This window comes from Neisseria perflava (assembly GCF_019334725.1).
GTDB classification, from domain to species: domain Bacteria; phylum Pseudomonadota; class Gammaproteobacteria; order Burkholderiales; family Neisseriaceae; genus Neisseria; species Neisseria subflava_A.
Window position 1 is genome coordinate 2,102,935 of sequence record NZ_CP079818.1, and the last position, 19,836, is coordinate 2,122,770.

Below are 19,836 nucleotides of genomic sequence, written 5' to 3' on the forward strand. Positions count from 1 at the left end.
TATCATTAGTGGTGCTGAGTTTGAGAAACCGCAGGAATCTCAGCATCAACTGCTTTACCACTGATAGCAGTACGGTAAACGTTATATGCCATGATGCACATACCGCTCAGGTACAGAAGACCGCCGGTGAAACGAATCATGTAGTAAGGCATGGTACGTTTTACAGATTCGACAAAGGAATAAGTCAGTGTGCCGTCTTCGTTCAAAGAACCCCACATCAGGCCTTGCATCACACCGGCAATCCACATCGCGGCGATATACAGAACCACACCGATGGTTGCAATCCAGAAATGCGCTTCAACCAATTTGGTGCTGTACATTTCGTTTTTACCGAAGAGGCGTGGGATCATGTAGTAAACGGAACCGATGGTTACGAAGCCTACCCAACCCAATGCACCGGCATGAACGTGCGCAACAGTCCAGTCAGTATAGTGGCTCAGAGCGTTAACTGTTTTGATAGACATCATCGGGCCTTCGAAGGTAGACATACCGTAGAAGGACAGAGATACGATCAAGAATTTCAAAATCGGGTCGGTACGCAGTTTGTCCCATGCACCAGACAGAGTCATGATACCGTTGATCATACCGCCCCAAGAAGGTGCGAACAGGATCAAAGACAATACCATACCCAAAGATTGAGTCCAGTCAGGCAATGCGGTGTAGTGCAAGTGGTGTGAACCAGCCCACATATAAGTGAAAATCAAAGCCCAGAAGTGAACAACGGACAAGCGGTAAGAGTAAATAGGACGGCCTGCTTGTTTTGGTACGAAATAGTACATCATACCCAAGAAGCCGGCTGTCAGGAAAAAGCCCACCGCATTGTGGCCGTACCACCATTGAACCATCGCATCAATCGCACCTGCGTAAACCGGGTAAGATTTCATCAAACCGGCAGGGATGCTGATATTATTGACGATGTGCAACAGCGCAACGGCCAAGATAAAGCCGCCGTAGAACCAGTTGGCAACGTAAATATGTTTGATTTTACGTTTGGCAATCGTACCGAAGAATACGATGGCGTAGGCAACCCACACCAGCGTAATCAAAATGTCGATAGGCCATTCCAACTCGGCGTATTCTTTACCTTGGGTGTAACCCATAGGCAAGCTGATGGCCGCAGCCACGATAACAGCCTGCCAACCCCAGAAGGTAAATGCAGGCAGCCAACCGCCAAACAGACGGGTATTACATGTACGTTGAACAACGTAGTATGATGTACCGATCAAACCGCAACCGCCGAATGCAAAAATAACCGCATTGGTGTGCAGAGGACGCAGGCGACCGAAGTGGAACCAAGGTCCGATATTGGATAAATCGAGGGCCGGAGCAAAAAGCTGGGCAGCGACGATAACGCCGACCAACATGCCCACAATACCCCAAACTACAGTCATGATGGCGAACTGGCGCACCACTTTGTAGTTATAAGTTTGTGTGTCCATGGAAGTCTCCATAAATTATGGGTATAAAAAATTTTTATCTCACCCCAACCCCTGCATTTACGAAAAGCGCAATACGGCCAAGGCTCAAATTTTTCTAAATTTAACATAGACACCACAACATGCCAAGCAAAATTACATTCCACATTGCATAAAATATTTAGTAAGACATAAATTCATTTCTTTTATAATCAATAAATTATTAAAACATACGCATTAAATCAGACGTGGTATTTTTTCAAGCCCCCTTTTTCATACAGTTTTATTGATATAGATTAAGCCCACCCCTTAAACCCCCTTATTCTTAATAAACTTTAGCAAATTAACCAATAGTTATGATTAATTACAAAATTACTCCCAACTTTCTGTCTCATGAATGGCACATCACCTTATCATTCACTCAAACTGATGATTCAGAAACAGAAATCAGCTTACCCAACTGGGTTCCCGGCAGCTACCTCATCCGTGACTTTGCCCGCCATATCACGCACATCAGCGCGCGCTGCAACGGCAAAGCCCAGCTGCTGACACAAACCAGCAAAAACCATTGGCAAACCCCTGCTCTCAGTGGAGAGTGGGAAATTTACTACACTGTTTACGCATTCGACTTATCAGTTCGCGGCTCGTTCCTCAGCACCGAGCGTGGCTTTTTCGACGGCGCATGCCTATTCTTAAAAGTACACGGACAAGAGGAACAACCGCACCAAGTCGAATTTCCTACCCTGCCACACACATGGCAGATAGCCACAACCCTGCCACAAATTTCGGCGACCACTTTTCAGACGGCCTCATATGCCGAGCTTATTGATCACCCTGTTGAAACAGGCATCATCGAATTCCTCGACTTTGAAGCACAAGGTATTCCCCACCGTATTGCATTAAGCGGTATCTACCCCGATTTCGACCTCACCCGCTTCCTCGCCGATATTCAAAAAATCTGCGAAACCGAGTTGGCGATGTTCCCTTCCCCTGCCCCGTTTACCGAATACCTTTTCCTACTACATCTGGGAGACAACCTCTACGGCGGACTGGAACACATCAGCAGCACCGCCCTACTCGCCGACCGCCACAGTCTGCCATCTTACGATATGGGCGAAGCCGACAAAGCCTATACCGAATTACTCGGTCTATTCTCCCATGAATACTTCCACGCATGGAACGTCAAATCCATCAAACCGGCCGTCTTCGCACCTTACAATCTCGACCAAGAAAACTATACCGAGCAACTTTGGGCATTTGAAGGCATTACCTCCTACTACGACGACCTCTTTCTTGCTAGAAGCAAAACCATCAGCCCCGAAGCCTACCTTACCCTGCTTGCACAAGGCATCACACGCGTACAGCAAACACATGGCCGTCTGAAACAAACACTTGCCCAATCCAGTTTCAGCGCATGGGACAAGTTCTACAAACAAGACGAAAACAGCCCCAACGCCATCGTCAGCTACTATCAAAAAGGCGCACTGGCCGCACTTTGCCTCGACCTCATCATCCGTGAGAAAAGCCAAGGCAAATACACCCTCGACAGCGTGATGCAGCAACACTATCTCGATTGGTGCAACACCCATCAAGGCATACCCGAAAAACACTGGCAATCCCGTTGCCAAGAAATGACCGGTTTAGATTTAGAAACCTTCTTTCAGACGGCCTTATACAGTACCGATGATCTTCCGCTCGCAGAATGCCTGCAAAGCGTAGGTGTCAAACTCGACTTTATTCCCCTACCACGCCAGCACGGCGGAGCATTTGCCACCGAACCCCAATCGGTTGCCCCCGCCAACGATTTGGGCGCACGTTTCAAACAAAACAGCGATCATGCCGTCCTGACTCATGTATTTAATGGCGGTAGCGCAGAAAATGCCGGACTCTGCCCGCAAGATAAAATCATCGCCTTAGGCGGCTATGCCTGCAACGACCTTGCAGCGCAGTGGGGCAAACTGCCTATCGGCACGCGCACCACCATCCATTTCTTCCGCCAAGGCCTATTGCGTGAAACCAGCATCACAGTTCAAGCAGCAGAAGCCAATACTGCCCTGCTGCACATTACCGATCGCCAAAAACTCGAAAACTGGTTGTACAATCATTAAATAAAACTTCAAACGGCCTGCCACTTCCTAGGCCGTCTGAAATCAACATATCCATTTAATATAAAGAAAGGAAAAACTATGCCTATCCGTAAACTGACCGACACCCTCTATATCGCCCCTCAGCTGACCGAAGCCGACGTCCAAGAAGCCGTACGTCTCGACATCAAAACCATCATCTGCAATCGCCCGGACGGCGAAGAAGAAAACCAACCGGCTTTTGCCGAAGTACAAAACTGGTTTAAAGAGGCTGGCATCAACCAATTTTCCCACCAGCCCGTCGTTGCGCCTCAAATCACCGTAGCCGATGTTGCAGCCTTCCAAAATCTGTTGCAACAATCTCCGGCTCCCATTCTTGCCTTCTGCCGCACCGGCACTCGCTGCTCCCTGCTTTGGGGTTATCATCAAGTGCAACACGGCGCATCTGTAGCCGAAGTAGTTGCCGCAGCCGAACAGGCAGGCGTCAACCTCAGTAACTTTGAAGCCCGCCTGCAAGAAGCCAAAGATAAAGGTTTGGCTTAATACTTTATTTATATACTAAGTAGCAGCCTTCAAACCAATCAGGCCGTCTGAAACCCATTTTTCAGACGGCCTAATGACTTTTATTCACAATCAAACCTTATTTTTAATTTATTTCCACTATCCTAAAAATATATTTTCTAAATCAAGCCCGAATTGACCTGTATCAATACCCTAACCCTATTTTCATTTATAATGCCTTTCAATGCTTCAGGGTCAAGCCCGAATCATCCAGTTTTCCTCTATAAGAGCCAGCTCTCTTATTAAATGATTTTTCTTTCCTCTTGATGTGTGTGTGTTTGGGTGTGGCCGAAAGCCACCCCCTTTTTTTTATACCTACCCTCTTTAAGGCCGAGACCTTTGCAAAATTCCCCAAAATCCCCTAAATGTCTTGGTTGGAATTTAGGGAATTTTGGGGAATTTTGCAAAGGTCTCAATATGCCTGTGTTGGACGTGATTTCCGCCGGCGCGAAAGCCGCGCTGACAACGACGCGCAACAATAAAATCGGCATTATCGCCACCAATACGACAGTCAACAGCAATGCTTATGCGCGCGCCATCCATAGGAACAACCCTGATACGCTCGTCCGCACGCAGGCTGCGCCGCTGCTCGTCCCTTTGGTGGAGGAAGGTTGGTTGGAACATGAAGTTACCCGCCTGACCGTATGCGAATACCTCAAACCATTGCTTGCAGACGGCATCGATACGCTGGTGTTGGGCTGCACGCACTTTCCCTTGCTCAAGCCCTTAATCGGTAGGGAGGCGGGTAATGTCGCGTTGGTTGATTCTGCAATTACGACGGCTGAAGAAACAGCACGCGTCCTTGCGCAGGAGGGATTTCTCAATACTGACAACAATAATCCCGACTATCGTTTTTATGTCAGCGATATTCCTTTGAAATTCAGAATGATAGGCGAACGTTTTCTAAGTAGAACGATGGAGCAGATTGAAATGGTGTCTTTGGGTTAGTCAAGGTTTGCTCAAACACCCGCATATCCGGAGTAAGGATGTGCGGGTGTTTTTTGTGAAGGTACGTCAGAAAATGTTTGCAAATTACATTTTAAGTTAATAAAATATAAACTATTATCATTTTTAAAAAAGTTGATATGAAAAATTCACTTATTGCCCAAGCAGCCGGTATCCTGCCTGTGCTGCTGCTTTCTGCCTGCGCGGGTGGCGGCAGTTTCGATTTGGACAGCGTGGAAACGAAACAGCACAACCCGCAGTCCGAAGCACCGAAATACCAAGACGAACAGACTGAAAAACCGGCAAAACCCGATGAAGCGCAGGCGGCGGAAAACGACCGTCCGGTTTACGGTTTTGCAGCCAAAATACCGCGTCGGAACTGGCACCCGAAAAATAAAGAAGATCATAAGGCATTATCAGAAGCGGATTGGGAGAAATTAGGTGCGGGTGAGCCGGGTGAGTTTCCCCAAAAGAATGAGATTTTTGCGATGGATAAGGGTACGCTGAACGAATCCATCACAACGGGCGATGGCAAAAGCCGTGTGGAAGGATACACGGATTTCCAATATGTCCGCTCGGGCTATATCTACCGCAACGGTGCCAATAAAATCGATTTCAAAAACAATATCGCCCTTTCCGGCGCGGACGGCTACCTTTTCTACAAAGGCAGCAATCCTTCCCAAGCTCTGCCGATGGGCAAGTCGATTTACAAAGGCACTTGGGATTATGTAACCGATGCCAAGGAAAAACAGAAGTTTTCCCAGTTGGGTAATTCGCAAGCGGGCGATAGGTACGGGGCTTTGTCTGCCGAGGAAGCGGATGTGTTGCGCAATAAAAGCGAGGCACCGGAAGGTCAGACCGATTTTGGGCTGACCAGCGAGTTTGAGGTGGACTTCGCCGCCAAGACCATGACCGGCGCGCTCTACCGCAATAACCGGATTACCCATAACGAAACCGAAAATAAAGCCAAACAAATTAAACGTTACGACATTCAGGCTAACCTGCACGGTAACCGTTTCAAAGGTAAGGCGTTGGCTGCAGATAAAGATACTGGGAACGGTCATCCCTTTGTTTCTGATTCTGATAGTCTGGAAGGTGGTTTCTACGGGCCTCAGGGCGATGAGTTGGGCGGCAAGTTTTTGGCAAACGATAAGAAAGTGCTTGCCGTATTCAGCGCGAAACAGAAAGACGGTGCAGAAAAACCATTGGCTGAAACCTTTATGGACGCTTACCGCATCGGTGCGGATTTTGTGAAAAAACAGATAGACAGCTTTGGCAACGTGGCCAAACTGCTGATTGACGGCGTAGAGCTTGCGCTTGTGCCGTCCGAAGGCACTCAGACGGCATTCCAGCATGTATTTGAGAAAGACGGTGTGAAGGTGTCGGTATGCTGCTCCAATTTGGATTACCTGCATTTCGGGGTGTTGGAACACGGCGGTTCGCACGATATGTTCCTGCAGGGCAGCCGTACGCCGGTTTCCGATATGCCTGTAACGGCGGGAGAGGCGGTATATCGCGGTACATGGTCGGGTACTATTGTTAATGGTACGAGCTGGAGTGCCGAACCTTCCAATAAGGAAGGCGGTAACCGGGCGGAGTTTAAAGTTAATTTTGCCGAGAAAACCCTCAACGGTATGCTGACGGCGAAAGACCGCATTGCCCCCGTATTCACCATCACTGCCACGATTCAGGGCAACGGTTTTTCAGGTGTGGCGAAAACCGGTGAAAACGGCTTTGCATTAGATCCGAAAAATACCATCGATCCGAAACGGACGAATATCCGTGCAGATGTGTCCGGCGGCTTCTACGGCAAAACCGCCATTGAGATGGGCGGATCGTTCTCCGGAAATACATTGGAGGGAGAAAGCGGCAAGGCGGCAGTGGTATTCGGTACGAAACGCCAACAGCTTGTCCGGTAAACTGGGCTGCCGGTTGACAGAGGAAAGTTCTTCAGACGGCATATCGGTTTTAAATGCCGTCTGAAGGCAGTAAGTAGAGAAATGATATGAAACAGCAACATTTGTTCCGATTAAATATTTTATGCCTGTCGCTGATGACTGCGCTGCCTGCTTATGCGGATGTTTTACCGTCTGGACAAGTGTGGGAAAAGCAGCTCGATACCGTGCAGGTCAATGCGAAAAAACAGAAAACCCGCCGTGATAACGAAGTAACCGGGCTGGGCAAGCTGGTCAAATCTTCCGAGACGCTAAGTAAAGAACAGGTTTTGAATATCCGAGACCTGACCCGTTACGATCCGGGTATTGCCGTGGTCGAACAGGGTCGGGGCGCAAGTTCCGGCTATTCAATACGCGGCATGGATAAAAACCGCGTTTCCTTAACGGTAGACGGCGTTTCGCAAATACAGTCCTACACCGCGCAGGCGGCATTGGGTGGGACGAGGACGGCGGGCAGCAGCGGCGCAATCAATGAAATTGAGTATGAAAACGTTAAGGCCGTTGAAATCAGCAAGGGTTCGAATTCATCAGAATACGGAAACGGCGCATTGGCAGGTTCGGTCGCATTTCAAACCAAAACCGCAGCCGACATTATCGGAGAGGGAAAACAGTGGGGCATTCAGAGTAAAACTGCCTATTCTGGAAAAGACCATGCCCTGACACAGTCCCTTGCGCTTGCAGGACGCAGCGGCGGCGCGGAAGCCCTCCTTATTTATACTGAACGGCGGGGGCAGGAAATCCATGCGCATAAAGATGCTGGTAAAGGTGTGCAGAGTTTCAACCGGCTGATGCCGGTCGAGGATACCCATCCGTACGCAAATTTCATTGTCGAAGAGGAATGTTCCAATGGATATGCGGCCTGTAAAGACAATGCGAAAAAAGATGCTTTGGCCAAAGATGAGCGCAAAACCGTCAGCACGCAGGATTATACCGGCCCCAGCCGCTTCCTTGCGGACCCGCTTGAGTATGGCAGCCAATCATGGCTGTTCCGACCGGGTTGGCATTTGGACAACCGCCATTATGTCGGAGCCGTTCTTGAACGTACGCAGCAGACCTTTGATACACGGGATATGACTGTTCCTGCCTATTTTACCGAGGCCGATCTGAATGAAAGTGTCCGGAGAAACGGTACGCCGAGCGGCTTTGGCAAATATTCGGGCAATAATAAGGCCGAAAGGCTGTTTGTTCAGGGAGAGGGCGGTACATTGCAGGGTATCGGTTACGGTACCGGCGTGTTTTATGATGAACGCCATACTAAAAACCGGTACGGGGTCGAATATGTTTACCATAATGCTGACAAGGATACCTGGGCCGATTACGCCCGACTTTCTTATGACCGGCAAGGTATAGATTTGGACAACCGTTTGCAGCAGACGCATTGCTCTCACGACGGTTCGGATAAAAATTGCCGTCCCGACGGCAATAAACCGTATTCCTTCTATAAATCCGACCGGATGATTTATGAAGAAAGCCGAAACCTGTTCCAAGCAGTATTTAAAAAGGCATTTGATACGGCCAAAATCCGTCACAATTTGAGTATCAATCTAGGGTACGACCGCTTTAAGTCGCAATTGTCCCACAGCGATTATTATCTTCAAAACGCAGTTCAGGCATATGGATCGAAAATCCCGGAAGGGGCGCAGTCACCCAACGGAAGCCAAGGCAAACCGTATTGGGTGTCTATCGGCAAGACCACGGTCAATACATCGCCGATATGCCGTTTCGGCAATAACACCTATACAGACTGCACACCGAGGAATATCGGCGGCAACGGTTATTATGCAGCCGTTCAAGACAATGTTCGTTTGGGCAGGTGGGCGGATGTCGGAGCAGGCATACGTTACGATTATCGCAGTACGCATTCGGAAGATAAGAGTGTCTCTACCGGCACTCACCGCAACCTTTCTTGGAACGCAGGCGTAGTCCTCAAGCCTTTCACCTGGATGGATTTGACTTATCGCGCTTCTACGGGCTTCCGTCTACCGTCGTTTGCCGAAATGTACGGCTGGAGAGCCGGGGAGTCTTTGAAAACGTTGGATCTGAAACCGGAAAAATCCTTTAATAGAGAGACAGGTATTGTATTTAAAGGGGACTTCGGCAATTTGGAAGCCAGCTATTTCAACAATGCTTATCGCGACCTGATTGCATTCGGTTATGAAACCCGAACTCAAAACGGGCAAACTTCGGCTTCTGGCGACCCCGGATATCGAAATGCTCAAAATGCACGGATAGCCGGTATCAATATTTTGGGTAAAATCGATTGGCACGGTGTATGGGGCGGGTTGCCGGACGGGTTGTATTCCACGCTTGCCTATAACCGCATCAAGGTCAAAGATGCCGATATACGCGCCGACAGGACGTTTGTAACTTCATATCTCTTTGATGCCGTCCAACCTTCACGATATGTATTGGGTTTGGGTTACGACCATCCTGACGGAATATGGGGTATCAATACGATGTTTACTTATTCCAAGGCAAAATCTGTTGACGAACTGCTAGGCAGCCAGGCGCTGTTGAACGGTAATGCCAATGCTAAAAAAGCAGCATCACGGCGGACGCGGCCTTGGCATGTTACGGATGTTTCCGGATATTACAATATCAAGAAACACCTGACCCTGCGCGCAGGCGTGTATAACCTCTTCAACTACCGGTATACCACTTGGGAGTCTGTAAGGCAGACTGCCGAAGGAGCGGTCAATAGGCACAATAATGTCGGCAGGTATAACCGCTACGCCGCACCGGGACGAAATTACACCCTGACTTTGGAGATGAAGTTTTAACCTAAGCAACCGTGCATCAAGGCAATAGGAGACCTTTGCAAAATTCCCCAAAATCCCCTAAATTCCCACCAAGACATTTAGGGGATTTTTCATGAGTACCTTCTTCCAGCAAACCGCGCAAGCTATGATTACCAAACACATCGACCGCTTTCCACTATTGAAGTTGGATCAGGTGATTGATTGGCAACCGATCGAACAATACCTGAATCGTCAAAAAACCCGTTACCTTCGAGACCACAGCGGCCGTCCCGCCTATCCCCTGTTGTCCATGTTCAAAGCCGTCCTGCTCGGACAATGGCACAGCCTCTCCGATCCCGAACTTGAACACAGCCTCATCACCCACATTGATTTCAACCTGTTTTGCCGTTTTGACGAACTGAGCATCCCCGATTACAGCACCTTATGCCGCTACCGCAATTGGCTGGTGCAAGACGACACCCTGTCCGAATTGCTGGGACTGATTAACCGACAACTGACCGAAAAAGGCCTAAAAGTAGAGAAAGCATCTGCTGCCGTCGTTGACGCCACCATTATTCAGACTGCCGGCAGCAAACAGCGTCAGGCCATAGAAGTCGATGAAGAAGGACAAGTCAGCGGCCAAACCACACCGAGTAAAGACAGCGATGCCCGTTGGATAAAGAAAAACGGCCTCTACAAACTCGGTTACAAACAACATACCCGTACCGATGCGGAAGGCTATATTGAGAAACTGCACATTACCCCTGCCAATGCCCATGAATGCAAACACCTGTTGCCTTTGTTGGAAGGCCTATCCAAAGGTACGACCGTCTATGCCGACAAAGGCTACGACAGTAAGGAAAACCGGCAACATCTGAAAGAGCATCGGCTGCAGGACGGTATTATGCGCAAAGCCCACCGCAAACATCCGCTGTCGGAAGCGCAAACCAAACGCAACCGATATTTGTCGAAAACCCGTTATGTGGTCGAACAGAGCTTCGGTACGCTGCACCGTAAATTCCGCTATGCGCGGGCAGCCTATTTCGGGCTGCTCAAAGTGAGTGCAAAAAGCCATCTGAAGGCGATGTGTTTGAACCTTTTGAAAGCCGCCAACAGGCTAAGTGTGCCTGTTGCCGCCTAAAAGGCGGCCCGGATGCCTGATTATCAGGTATCCAAGGGGGATTAAGGGGGTATTTGGGTAAAATCAGGAGTAATTAGGAGCGGAAATAAACGAAAACCTGTGTTTGGATTTCGGCTGTCGGGGGAAAAGGAATTTTGCAAAGGTCTCAGGCCGTCTGAAAACTTTCAGACGGCCTTTCCTTTCCCCTCACAAAAATAGTATAAAATCTCCTTATCGTTCAAACCACAAACTCAAAATACCATGGTCAACAAACTCACTCCCCCTCCAAGCCTGCCCGATCCGCAAGACCTCCGTGCCGTTATCGCTTACAACATGCGCCTCTACCGCGTCAACCACGGCTGGTCGCAAGAAGAACTCGCACGCCAATGCGGACTCGACCGTACCTACGTCTCCGCCGTCGAGCGCAAACGCTGGAACATCGCCCTTTCCAACATCGAAAAAATCGCATCCGCACTCAAAATCGCCCCTTACAAACTTCTCCTTCCGCCGCAAGAAATGCTCCGCCAAATGACCGAGCCTGCCGACACCCAAGCCTAATTCACAGCCAGACACCATCATGACCGCCGCCCAACAAGCCATCCAAACCTACCGGCAGCAAAAAGCCGCAGCAGAAGCCGCCTACCGCCAAAACAACCGCCCTACCGCTTACTTCCGCGACCATATCGCCGCTGCCGAAACCCTACTGCAAACCCTCTGGCAAATCCACTTTCCCGACAGCGACGACATCAGTCTGATTGCCATCGGCGGCTTCGGGCGTTGCGAACTCTATCCCCATTCCGACTGGGATTTAGCGATTATTTCCTCTACCCCATTTTCAGACGGCCTGCAACAGCAAACCGCCCAATTTATCCAAACCCTTTGGGACGCACGCCTCAATCCCGCCATCAAAAGCGGTAGCATAGAAGAAATCCTCCAAAGCACCCAAAACGACATTACCGGCGAAACCGCCTTTCTTGAAGCACGCCATCTACAAGGCAATCCCAACCTTACCGCCCAACTTCTAAACAAACTCAACACACGCCGCAACACAGCTGCCTTCATCGAAGCCAAACTCCTCGAAATGGAGCAACGCCACACCAAATCCCAAGGCACAGGCGCACAACTCGAACCCAACATCAAAACCTGCCCCGGCGGCCTGCGCGACATCCACACCCTGATTTGGACAGCCAAAGCACAAGGCATAGACAGCAACCCCACCGCCCTCGTTACCGCCGGCGTCCTCACCCGCGCCGAAGCCGGCATGCTGGCCCACGGCTACCGCCGCCTCGCCAACATCCGCATTCACCTCCACCTTACCGCCGACCGCCCCGAAGACAGGCTGCTTTTCGACTACCAGTCCCAAGTTGCCGAAAGCTTAGGCTATACCCAACCCGACATCCGCGGCAGAAGCGAAGCCCTGATGCACACCTTCTACCGCGCCACCAAAGCCATCAAACAACTCAACGGCATCCTCATTCCGATTCTCAAAAACCATCAAACCCCCGGCCGCCTCCAGCACATTCACTCCATCGACAACCACTACAAACGCATCGGCCACCAAATCGCCGCCAACGACCTTGCCCTGTTCGAGCAAAATCCCGAACACATCTTCACTATCATCCAAACCATGCAGGAGCAAAACATCATCACCATCGAGCCGCAAACCCTGCGCGCATGGTGGGCGGCCACACGGAAAATCAACGCCCGTTTCACCCAAAATCCAGAAAACCGCCTCCGCTTCATCCAATTCTTCAAACACGGCACCGGCCTCACCCAAACCCTCCGTTTTCTCAACCTCTACGGTGTACTTGGCCGCTATCTCCCCGCCTGGGAAAAAATCACCGGCCTGCTCCAACACGACCTCTTCCATATTTACCCCGTAGACGACCACATCCTGACCGTCGTCCGCAATATGCGCCGTCTCGCCATCGAAACCCACAGCCACGAAATGCCCGAGGCCAGCGCCATCATGCAGGCCTACCCACGACCGCACATCCTCTACACCGCCGCCCTGCTGCACGACATTGCCAAAGGCCGCGGCGGCGATCACGCCAAAGAAGGCATCAAAGACGCACAACAATTCGCCGCCGACCACTACTACACCGAAGAAGAAAGCCACCTCCTCGCATGGCTGGTTGAAAACCACCTGCTCATGTCCACCGTTGCCCAAAAAGAAGACATCCAAGACCCGCACGTCCTCCAAGCCTTCTGCCGCCGTATTCCCACACGCGAATACCTCGACGCACTCTACCTGCTTACCATTGCCGACATCCGCGGCACCAACCCCAAACTTTGGAACACATGGCGCGCCAGCCTACTCCAAACCCTCTACCACAGCACCGCCGCCGTTTTAAACAGCAAACACCACGATCCCGAACGCCTCCCCAACCGACGCGAACAAGCCTCGACCGATCAGCTCACGCGCGCGGCCGTTCCCCTCAAAAACCAACAAAAACTCCGCCGCATCCTCGGCAGCGCATACTACGTTCGCCATCAAACGCGGGAAATCCTCTGGCACACCGCAAACCTCGCCTACGACACCCAAAGTCCGGCCGTCCGCAGCCGCATCCTTCCCCAAAGCAACAGCCTTCAAGTCATGGTGTTCATGCCCAATGGCGACCGCCTCTTCGCACGCCTCTGCCGCATTTTCAGCAGCCACCGCTTCGACATCCAAGCCGCCCGCGCCTTCATCACCGAGCACGACTACATCCTTGACACCTTTATCCTGCAACTCCCCGACAATCTCCCGCCCGAAGAATATCCCGACCGCCAAAGCGCACTTGAAGCCGAACTCAACAGCTTCATCCACGGCAATACCACCGTCCAAAAACAAAGCGGCCGCCCGCACATCAGCCGCCGCATCCGCCACATCCCCATTCCGCCTACCGTAATCATCACCCCCGAAGAAGATTATCCCGGCTGGCACACCATAGACATCACCGCCGTCAACCGCCCCCACCTCCTCGCCGACATCGCCGAGACCTTCTTCGCACACAACATCAGCCTGCGCTACGCCAAAATTACCACCTTGGATCAGCGCATTGAGGACAGCTTCATCACCTACAGCCCATCCCTACAAGACCCACAAACCCAAAATACCCTAAAACAGGCATTGATCGAAGTCTTGACCCCATAAAGGCCGTCTGAACATCTTAAAAACATAGGGTGAGCATTTTTTGCTCACCCTAATCACACTCAAAAATATAAACATCCTGAATATACCCTTTTAAAACACTCAAGGAATCCAAAGCCTTAAAATTCGAAACCAGAACTTCCTTCTGACATAAAACTACATACCAAAATCATAACCCAAATGAATATAATTCCAATAACAAAATTTCATTCACCTATTACGCCAAATCCTCTTCAAAAATCCTTCCTTCCAAATTTTCTCCTTATCCGTATTCAAACAAAATACGCATCCAAAATAAAACCCATAAAAAACAAAAAAATAAAATCACAAAATATTAAACCCACCGATTAATCCATAAAAACACCGCCCATCTAAATCAATTAACATATTATTAACCAAGCCAAATTTCTGACAAAAAACGTCACATGACCAAACTTGCACACACTCTCTGTCACAAAAAACACAAAACTGACAAAAAACGTCAACCCCCTAATTTCCCTAAAATCCTGAAACTTTCAAACAAAACCTCACAAAATCTAAAAATTAAAAAATAATCCCAATAAAAACAATGAATAAAAAATAAAAAATAAAATTTTTAATCAGTTTTGCGCACTTGGCACACAGACTGCTTGTAACAACACATCCGATAAGGCCCAAGCCTCAAAGCAGCAAGCCCGACGGAAGCTGTATATTCCTTCTTACTTATGGTTTACTCATAATACATAGTGCCAAGCACATTACGGACTTTTTACTTAAACACAATTATTCACACTTTCAAACTGGAGTTTTAAACAATGAAAGCAATCCAAAAAGGTTTTACCCTGATCGAATTGATGATCGTCATCGCCATCTTGGGCATTCTGGCCGTAATCGCTCTGCCTGCATACCAAGACTACACCATCCGCGCTAAAATTTCAGAAGGTCTGAGCTTAGCTGAGCCTGCCAAGTTGGCTGTAGCAGAAACTTCTGCAGCTTTAGGTGGTTTAGATAAGGTTACTGCTACTAATACTGGTTATACTTTTCCTACTAAAGGTACCGATTACGTTAAAAGCATTGTAATTACACCTAAAACTGGTGTAATTACAGTAACTACTCAAAATACTGGTGCTAGTAAACAGCCTGTCTTTACTCTGACCCCTAACCAAGAAAAACCTGAGTTTCCTATCACTTGGAAATGTAAATCTACTGGTGGTGAAACCAAACACGTTCCTGCTAACTGCCGCTAATATTGGTATTGCAGTCTAAATAAAAGCAAATCCCATAAGGCAATTATGGGATTTGCTTTATAAAAATAAAAAAACTTAAAAACGATACACTCAAATGAATACCCCATTTCAAGCCCAAAAAGGTTTTACCCTGATTGAGCTGATGATAGTGATCGCCATCCTCGGTATTCTGGTTGTTGTCGCCATACCCACTTACCAAAACTATATCGGCAGGGCGCAAGCCTCCGAAGCACTATACCTTGCCGATGACCTGAAAACCGAAATCAGCATCGCTTCAGCGGTAAATAACCGCCTGCCCAATGCAGAGGATGTCAGCAAACAAGGCACAATCGGCGTTACCGCTCAACGCATCGGCGGCACATACATCCAAAACGGTGGCGTAACGGTAGAAGCAGATACAGGCAAAATCAGCATTCCTTTCGATAAAGGCCAAAACAAAGGCAAAGTCCTGACCCTGACCCCTTATCGAATTAACAATGACTCGACTTGGTTGTTTAACTGGCAATGCGGCGGAACACTGGATCCGATGATGGTTCCCGCCATGTGCCGTGACAACTCACACGGATAAGAACCAAGCATATACCCTAAGAAAAACACACAAATACATTGCAAAGAAAACACCCCAAACAAAGCCAAATACAAACGCGGAAAGCGAACAAAGCAAAAGAACAAAACTCTCCAAAACAAGGTCCTTAAGAGCCTGAATGATCACATTACGAAAATAAATGCCGTCTGAAATCATTTTCAGACGGCCTCTTTATATCCAATCCTAATATGACATAAAACTTTGGTCTTGATTAGTTTCAGACGGCCTTCATCTTTTCACAACTACATAAAACAAATTCGCAACACCCCTGATAAGACAATTTGTCGCACATCTGAACTCAATATATAATTTAACCATGCAAGTCTTTATTTTTAAGCATTTTTCATTTTCAAAACATATATTATCGACACTGGGAGAACCATCATGCCTCATCTAAACTTGGATAAAACGGATTTAAAGATTCTGCAGGTTTTGCAGGAAAATGGGCGGTTGAGCAATGTTGAGCTTTCTGAAAAGGTGGCGCTCTCCCCTTCTCCCTGCCTGCGCCGTCTCAAACAGCTTGAAGATGCGGGCATTATTCAAAAATACGCGGCCCAGCTTTCTCCTGTATCTTTGGGCTTGGGTTTGCAGGCTTTTATCCGTGTTTCAATTAGCAAGGCAAAAGATGCGCGTGAGGATTTTTCCGAATCTGTCCGCGCTTGGCCGGAAGTATTGAGCTGCTTTGCTTTAACGGGTGAAACCGACTATCTGCTCCATGCCTTTTTTACCGATATGAACGCGTTTTCCCATTTTGTTTTGGACACGCTACTTTCGCACCACGGCGTGCAAGATGCGCAATCAAGTTTTGTGTTGAAAGAAATTAAAAACACGACTGCTCTGCCTTTGGTTCATTTAGTTCAGGATTGATGATTTGAAACTGATAAAGGCCGTCTGTTGTTCAGACGGCCTTTTAAATTCCAATGGTTTGCTTTCACGTCCATACACTTGTATACTTTTTAAGAATAATTCACATAAGCTTTTACTATGACTGACACCGCCCATCTCGATATCAATACTGTTTCAGAACATACCAAACAATGGTTGGAAAAAGCCGTTATCGGCCTGAATCTCTGCCCGTTTGCCAAAGCGCCGCACGTTAAAAACCTAGTTCGCATCGTTGTCAGCGAAGCCCGTCATTTGGATGGTTTCCTTGAAGACTTGGATCGTGAATTGCAGCTTCTGGGCAATACGCCCGCTTCGGAATTGGAAACCACTTTACTGGTTCATCCAACGCTGTTCCCTGATTTTGAAACCTTCAACCAAATGCTGGAAATTGCCGACGATGCCGTTGTAGAAAACGAATTGGAAGGCATTGTCCAAATTGCGCCGTTCCATCCCGATTTTCAATTTGAAGGCACGGAAGCTGACGACATCAGCAACTACACCAACCGCTCGCCCTATCCGACTTTGCACTTGATTCGTGAAGACAGTATTGCCAAAGCAGCTGAAGCATTTCCCGATGCCTCGGCAATTTTCGACCGCAATATCGCGCTGCTGGAAAAAATGGGGCATGAGGGCTGGGATAAATTAGACATTCCGCGTTGTCCATTTCCACATCACAAGCCGTCTGAAAACAAATAATTGGTGATGGGAAGATGGTTCGCTATTTATTGATTTTTTGCGGCGCATTGTCGCTCGTCTTAGGCATTATCGGCATTTTCCTGCCATTACTGCCAACTACGCCTTTCATTTTATTGACCGCCGCCTGCTGGGCAAAAGCTTCTCCGCGCTTTCACAATTGGCTGTATCATCACCGCCATTTCGGCCCTATCATACAGAACTGGGAAAACAACGGCGCCGTGCCGCGCAAGGCAAAGTTCTTCGCTATCGGCATGATGGCCCTTTCTTGCCTGTTTATGTTTTGGCAATTTCCAGAACGCTGGTGGATTGGTGCCGTATCATCAATCTTCTGTAGCTGCGTGGCAGTGTGGATGTGGTTACGGCCGGAGGCATAAAATAAAACAGGTGGGCATTTTCGCTCACCTGTTTTTTATTTTCATACCTAATTTATCCATAAAAACAATCAGTAAGAACCAAAACACCCTATTCAACCCTCATTTTTCAGACGGCCTCCATGTATTCAATCAAATGTAAATTTTAGCTAAAATTAATTTAAAGTATTTTTTCGATAGTATTATTTTCGATATTTTAAACTCCTGTTTCAAAAACATTTTTTTACTACTTCCAACTACGCCCATCGCTTTTATTTCTTTATTTGTATCAACATTTCTTTAGATTCCAACACTCTAAACCGTCCCTTAACACTTGCTTTGCGTTATACTTTCCCCTGGCACAACCGCGCAGTTCGTCTGGATATTTTCAAACGGCCTGAATATTTCACCGCCGTGCTTTCTCAACGAAGTTTCTAACGGCGCAACAGAATAAAAAGGAAATACTATGCGCTCTCTCTTATTTTTACTGCTTCTTGCCGCCTTTCCTGCTGCGGCATCCGATTTTGACGGCTCATCCGCAAGCCTGCTTTGGGGTCTGCCGTTTGCACTTATTCTCTTGTCCATTGCACTCGGACCTCTGTTTTTCTCCCGTATTTGGCACCACCACTTCGGCAAAATTACAGCGTTTTGGACACTGCTGTTTTTAACGCCGTTTATCGTAACCTTTGGTTTCGGAGCAGGCGTGCATACCGTTGCCCATGCGTTGGTTGAAGAATATATCCCCTTTATCCTGCTGCTTTTGGCGCTCTATACCATTTCAGGCGGTATTTTTGTCAGCGGCGATTTGCACGGCTCGCCCAAATTGAACACAACCCTGTTGGCAGTCGGTACGGCTTTGTCGTCCATTATGGGGACGACAGGCGCGGCGATGTTGATGATTCGTCCGCTTTTGAAGGCCAACCATAAACGCCACTACCGCGTTCACATCGTGATTTTCTTCATTTTCTTGGTGGCGAATATCGGCGGCGGTCTGACTCCTTTAGGCGATCCTCCTTTGTTCTTAGGCTTTCTGAAAGGCGTAGATTTCATGTGGACGGTCAAACACATGCTGATGCCTGTATTGATTAGTTCTGTGATTTTGCTGGCCGTTTTCTACATCATCGACAGCCGACACTTCAACCGTGAACAAAGCGAACACCTTGCTCCCGCTCCTTCCGATAAAGAAGAAAAAGTCAAAATCTACGGCAAATGGAATTTCCTGTTGCTGGCCGGTGTTGTCGGCGCGGTTTTATTGTCCGGCTTGTGGAAACCAAATCATCCGGGCTTTGAAATCTTGGGCAGCCATTACGCCTTGCAAAACCTGATGCGCGATGGCATTTTGCTGGCTTTGACCGCCGTATCTTGGATTATTACGCCCAAACAGGTACGCGCAGGCAATGAGTTCAACTTCGAGCCGATTGCCGAAGTGGGCAAACTGTTTTTGGGTATTTTCATTACCATTTCCCCCGTCTTGGCGATTTTGAAAGCTGGTGAAACAGGCGCATTGGCTTCTGTTGTTTCTTTGGTTCACGACGCGGCAGGCAATCCGATTAATGTGATGTATTTCTGGATGAGCGGTTTGTTGTCGGCATTCTTGGATAACGCGCCGACTTATTTGGTGTTCTTCAATATGGCCGGTGGCGATGCCCAAGCTTTGATGACAGGCCATCTGTTCCATTCGCTGCTGGCAGTATCCATGGGTTCCGTATTTATGGGCGCGCTCACTTATATCGGTAATGCACCGAACTTCATGGTCAAAGCTATTGCCGAACAACGCGGCGTGCCGATGCCTTCCTTCTTCGGCTATATGGCATGGTCGGTAATTGTATTGGTACCGCTGTTTGCCCTGCATACGATGATTTTCTTCGTTTGGCAGCTCTTTTAAACTTAGAGGCCGTCTGAATTTCAGACGGCCTTTTATTTTCAGCTATATCATCAAATATAGCATTTAAATATCAATCAGTTAAAATTTATTCCCCTTAACACTCGATTACACATTCCTACTTTTTTCCCACTTTTCCCGTAAAAATAAGCGTAAAACTGACATAAAGCAGCCCATACCTGATAAAATCTAAAGCTTTGTTGTTTGCGTTTATTCGTTGTTTTTATAGCAAACCTCTGCTTTTTTCAGACGGCCCATCC

At 48.3% G+C, this 19,836-nt stretch carries 14 protein-coding genes and 1 pseudogene; 14 read left to right on the top strand and 1 reads right to left on the bottom strand.

Annotated elements, in window-relative coordinates; translation table 11 throughout:
* Nucleotides 1–5: 5 nt before the first annotated feature.
* Nucleotides 6–1,439, bottom strand: a complete 1,434-nt coding sequence (gene ccoN / locus LPB400_RS10075; protein ID WP_199900391.1) for a cytochrome-c oxidase, cbb3-type subunit I — start codon at nucleotides 1,437–1,439, stop codon at nucleotides 6–8.
* A 332-nt stretch (nucleotides 1,440–1,771) separates the two neighbouring features.
* Here ccoN and LPB400_RS10080 point away from each other — a divergent pair, with 332 nt between their 5' ends.
* From LPB400_RS10080 to LPB400_RS10145, 14 genes and pseudogenes are all read left to right on the top strand, one after another.
* Nucleotides 1,772–3,523, top strand: a complete 1,752-nt coding sequence (locus LPB400_RS10080) for a M61 family metallopeptidase (protein WP_070460061.1) — start codon at nucleotides 1,772–1,774, stop codon at nucleotides 3,521–3,523.
* Nucleotides 3,524–3,601: 78 nt separating this feature from the next.
* On the top strand, nucleotides 3,602–4,042 hold the full coding sequence (locus tag LPB400_RS10085) for a TIGR01244 family sulfur transferase (protein WP_070460058.1): 441 nt from the start codon (nucleotides 3,602–3,604) through the stop codon (nucleotides 4,040–4,042).
* 432 nt (nucleotides 4,043–4,474) lie between these two features.
* A pseudogene (locus tag LPB400_RS10090) lies at nucleotides 4,475–5,008 on the top strand (glutamate racemase); the annotation flags it as partial.
* A gap of 137 nt (nucleotides 5,009–5,145) precedes the next feature.
* Nucleotides 5,146–6,924 (top strand): transferrin-binding protein-like solute binding protein, encoded by a 1,779-nt coding sequence (locus LPB400_RS10095; RefSeq protein ID WP_070460055.1) that lies wholly within the window; start codon nucleotides 5,146–5,148, stop codon nucleotides 6,922–6,924.
* Between the two features lie 86 nt (nucleotides 6,925–7,010).
* Nucleotides 7,011–9,740 carry a lactoferrin/transferrin family TonB-dependent receptor gene (locus LPB400_RS10100; RefSeq protein WP_219088877.1) on the top strand — a complete coding sequence of 910 codons (2,730 nt, stop codon included), beginning with the start codon at nucleotides 7,011–7,013 and terminating at the stop codon, nucleotides 9,738–9,740.
* A gap of 91 nt (nucleotides 9,741–9,831) precedes the next feature.
* A complete protein-coding gene (locus tag LPB400_RS10105; RefSeq protein WP_219088879.1) occupies nucleotides 9,832–10,839 on the top strand; it encodes an IS5 family transposase in 1,008 nt (335 codons plus the stop codon).
* Nucleotides 10,840–11,079: 240 nt separating this feature from the next.
* On the top strand, nucleotides 11,080–11,376 hold the full coding sequence (locus tag LPB400_RS10110) for a helix-turn-helix domain-containing protein (protein ID WP_003680870.1): 297 nt from the start codon (nucleotides 11,080–11,082) through the stop codon (nucleotides 11,374–11,376).
* 19 nt (nucleotides 11,377–11,395) lie between these two features.
* Complete coding sequence (gene glnD / locus LPB400_RS10115) at nucleotides 11,396–13,954, top strand: [protein-PII] uridylyltransferase (protein WP_219088881.1); 2,559 nt, start codon at nucleotides 11,396–11,398, stop codon at nucleotides 13,952–13,954.
* Nucleotides 13,955–14,745: 791 nt separating this feature from the next.
* Entirely contained in the window at nucleotides 14,746–15,177 is a 432-nt protein-coding gene (locus tag LPB400_RS10120) for a pilin (protein ID WP_219088883.1), read from the top strand.
* A gap of 94 nt (nucleotides 15,178–15,271) precedes the next feature.
* Nucleotides 15,272–15,745: a pilin gene (locus tag LPB400_RS10125; protein ID WP_219088885.1), complete on the top strand. Its 474-nt coding sequence runs from the start codon at nucleotides 15,272–15,274 to the stop codon at nucleotides 15,743–15,745.
* Nucleotides 15,746–16,147: 402 nt separating this feature from the next.
* Entirely contained in the window at nucleotides 16,148–16,630 is a 483-nt protein-coding gene (locus LPB400_RS10130) for an Lrp/AsnC family transcriptional regulator (protein ID WP_003684427.1), read from the top strand.
* Between the two features lie 117 nt (nucleotides 16,631–16,747).
* Complete coding sequence (locus LPB400_RS10135) at nucleotides 16,748–17,344, top strand: DUF1415 domain-containing protein (RefSeq protein WP_219088887.1); 597 nt, start codon at nucleotides 16,748–16,750, stop codon at nucleotides 17,342–17,344.
* Nucleotides 17,345–17,358: 14 nt separating this feature from the next.
* Nucleotides 17,359–17,718, top strand: coding sequence for a YbaN family protein (locus LPB400_RS10140; RefSeq protein WP_070824330.1), 360 nt, complete (start codon nucleotides 17,359–17,361; stop codon nucleotides 17,716–17,718).
* 442 nt (nucleotides 17,719–18,160) lie between these two features.
* Nucleotides 18,161–19,579, top strand: coding sequence for a sodium:proton antiporter (locus LPB400_RS10145; protein ID WP_219088889.1), 1,419 nt, complete (start codon nucleotides 18,161–18,163; stop codon nucleotides 19,577–19,579).
* Nucleotides 19,580–19,836: the final 257 nt, after the last annotated feature.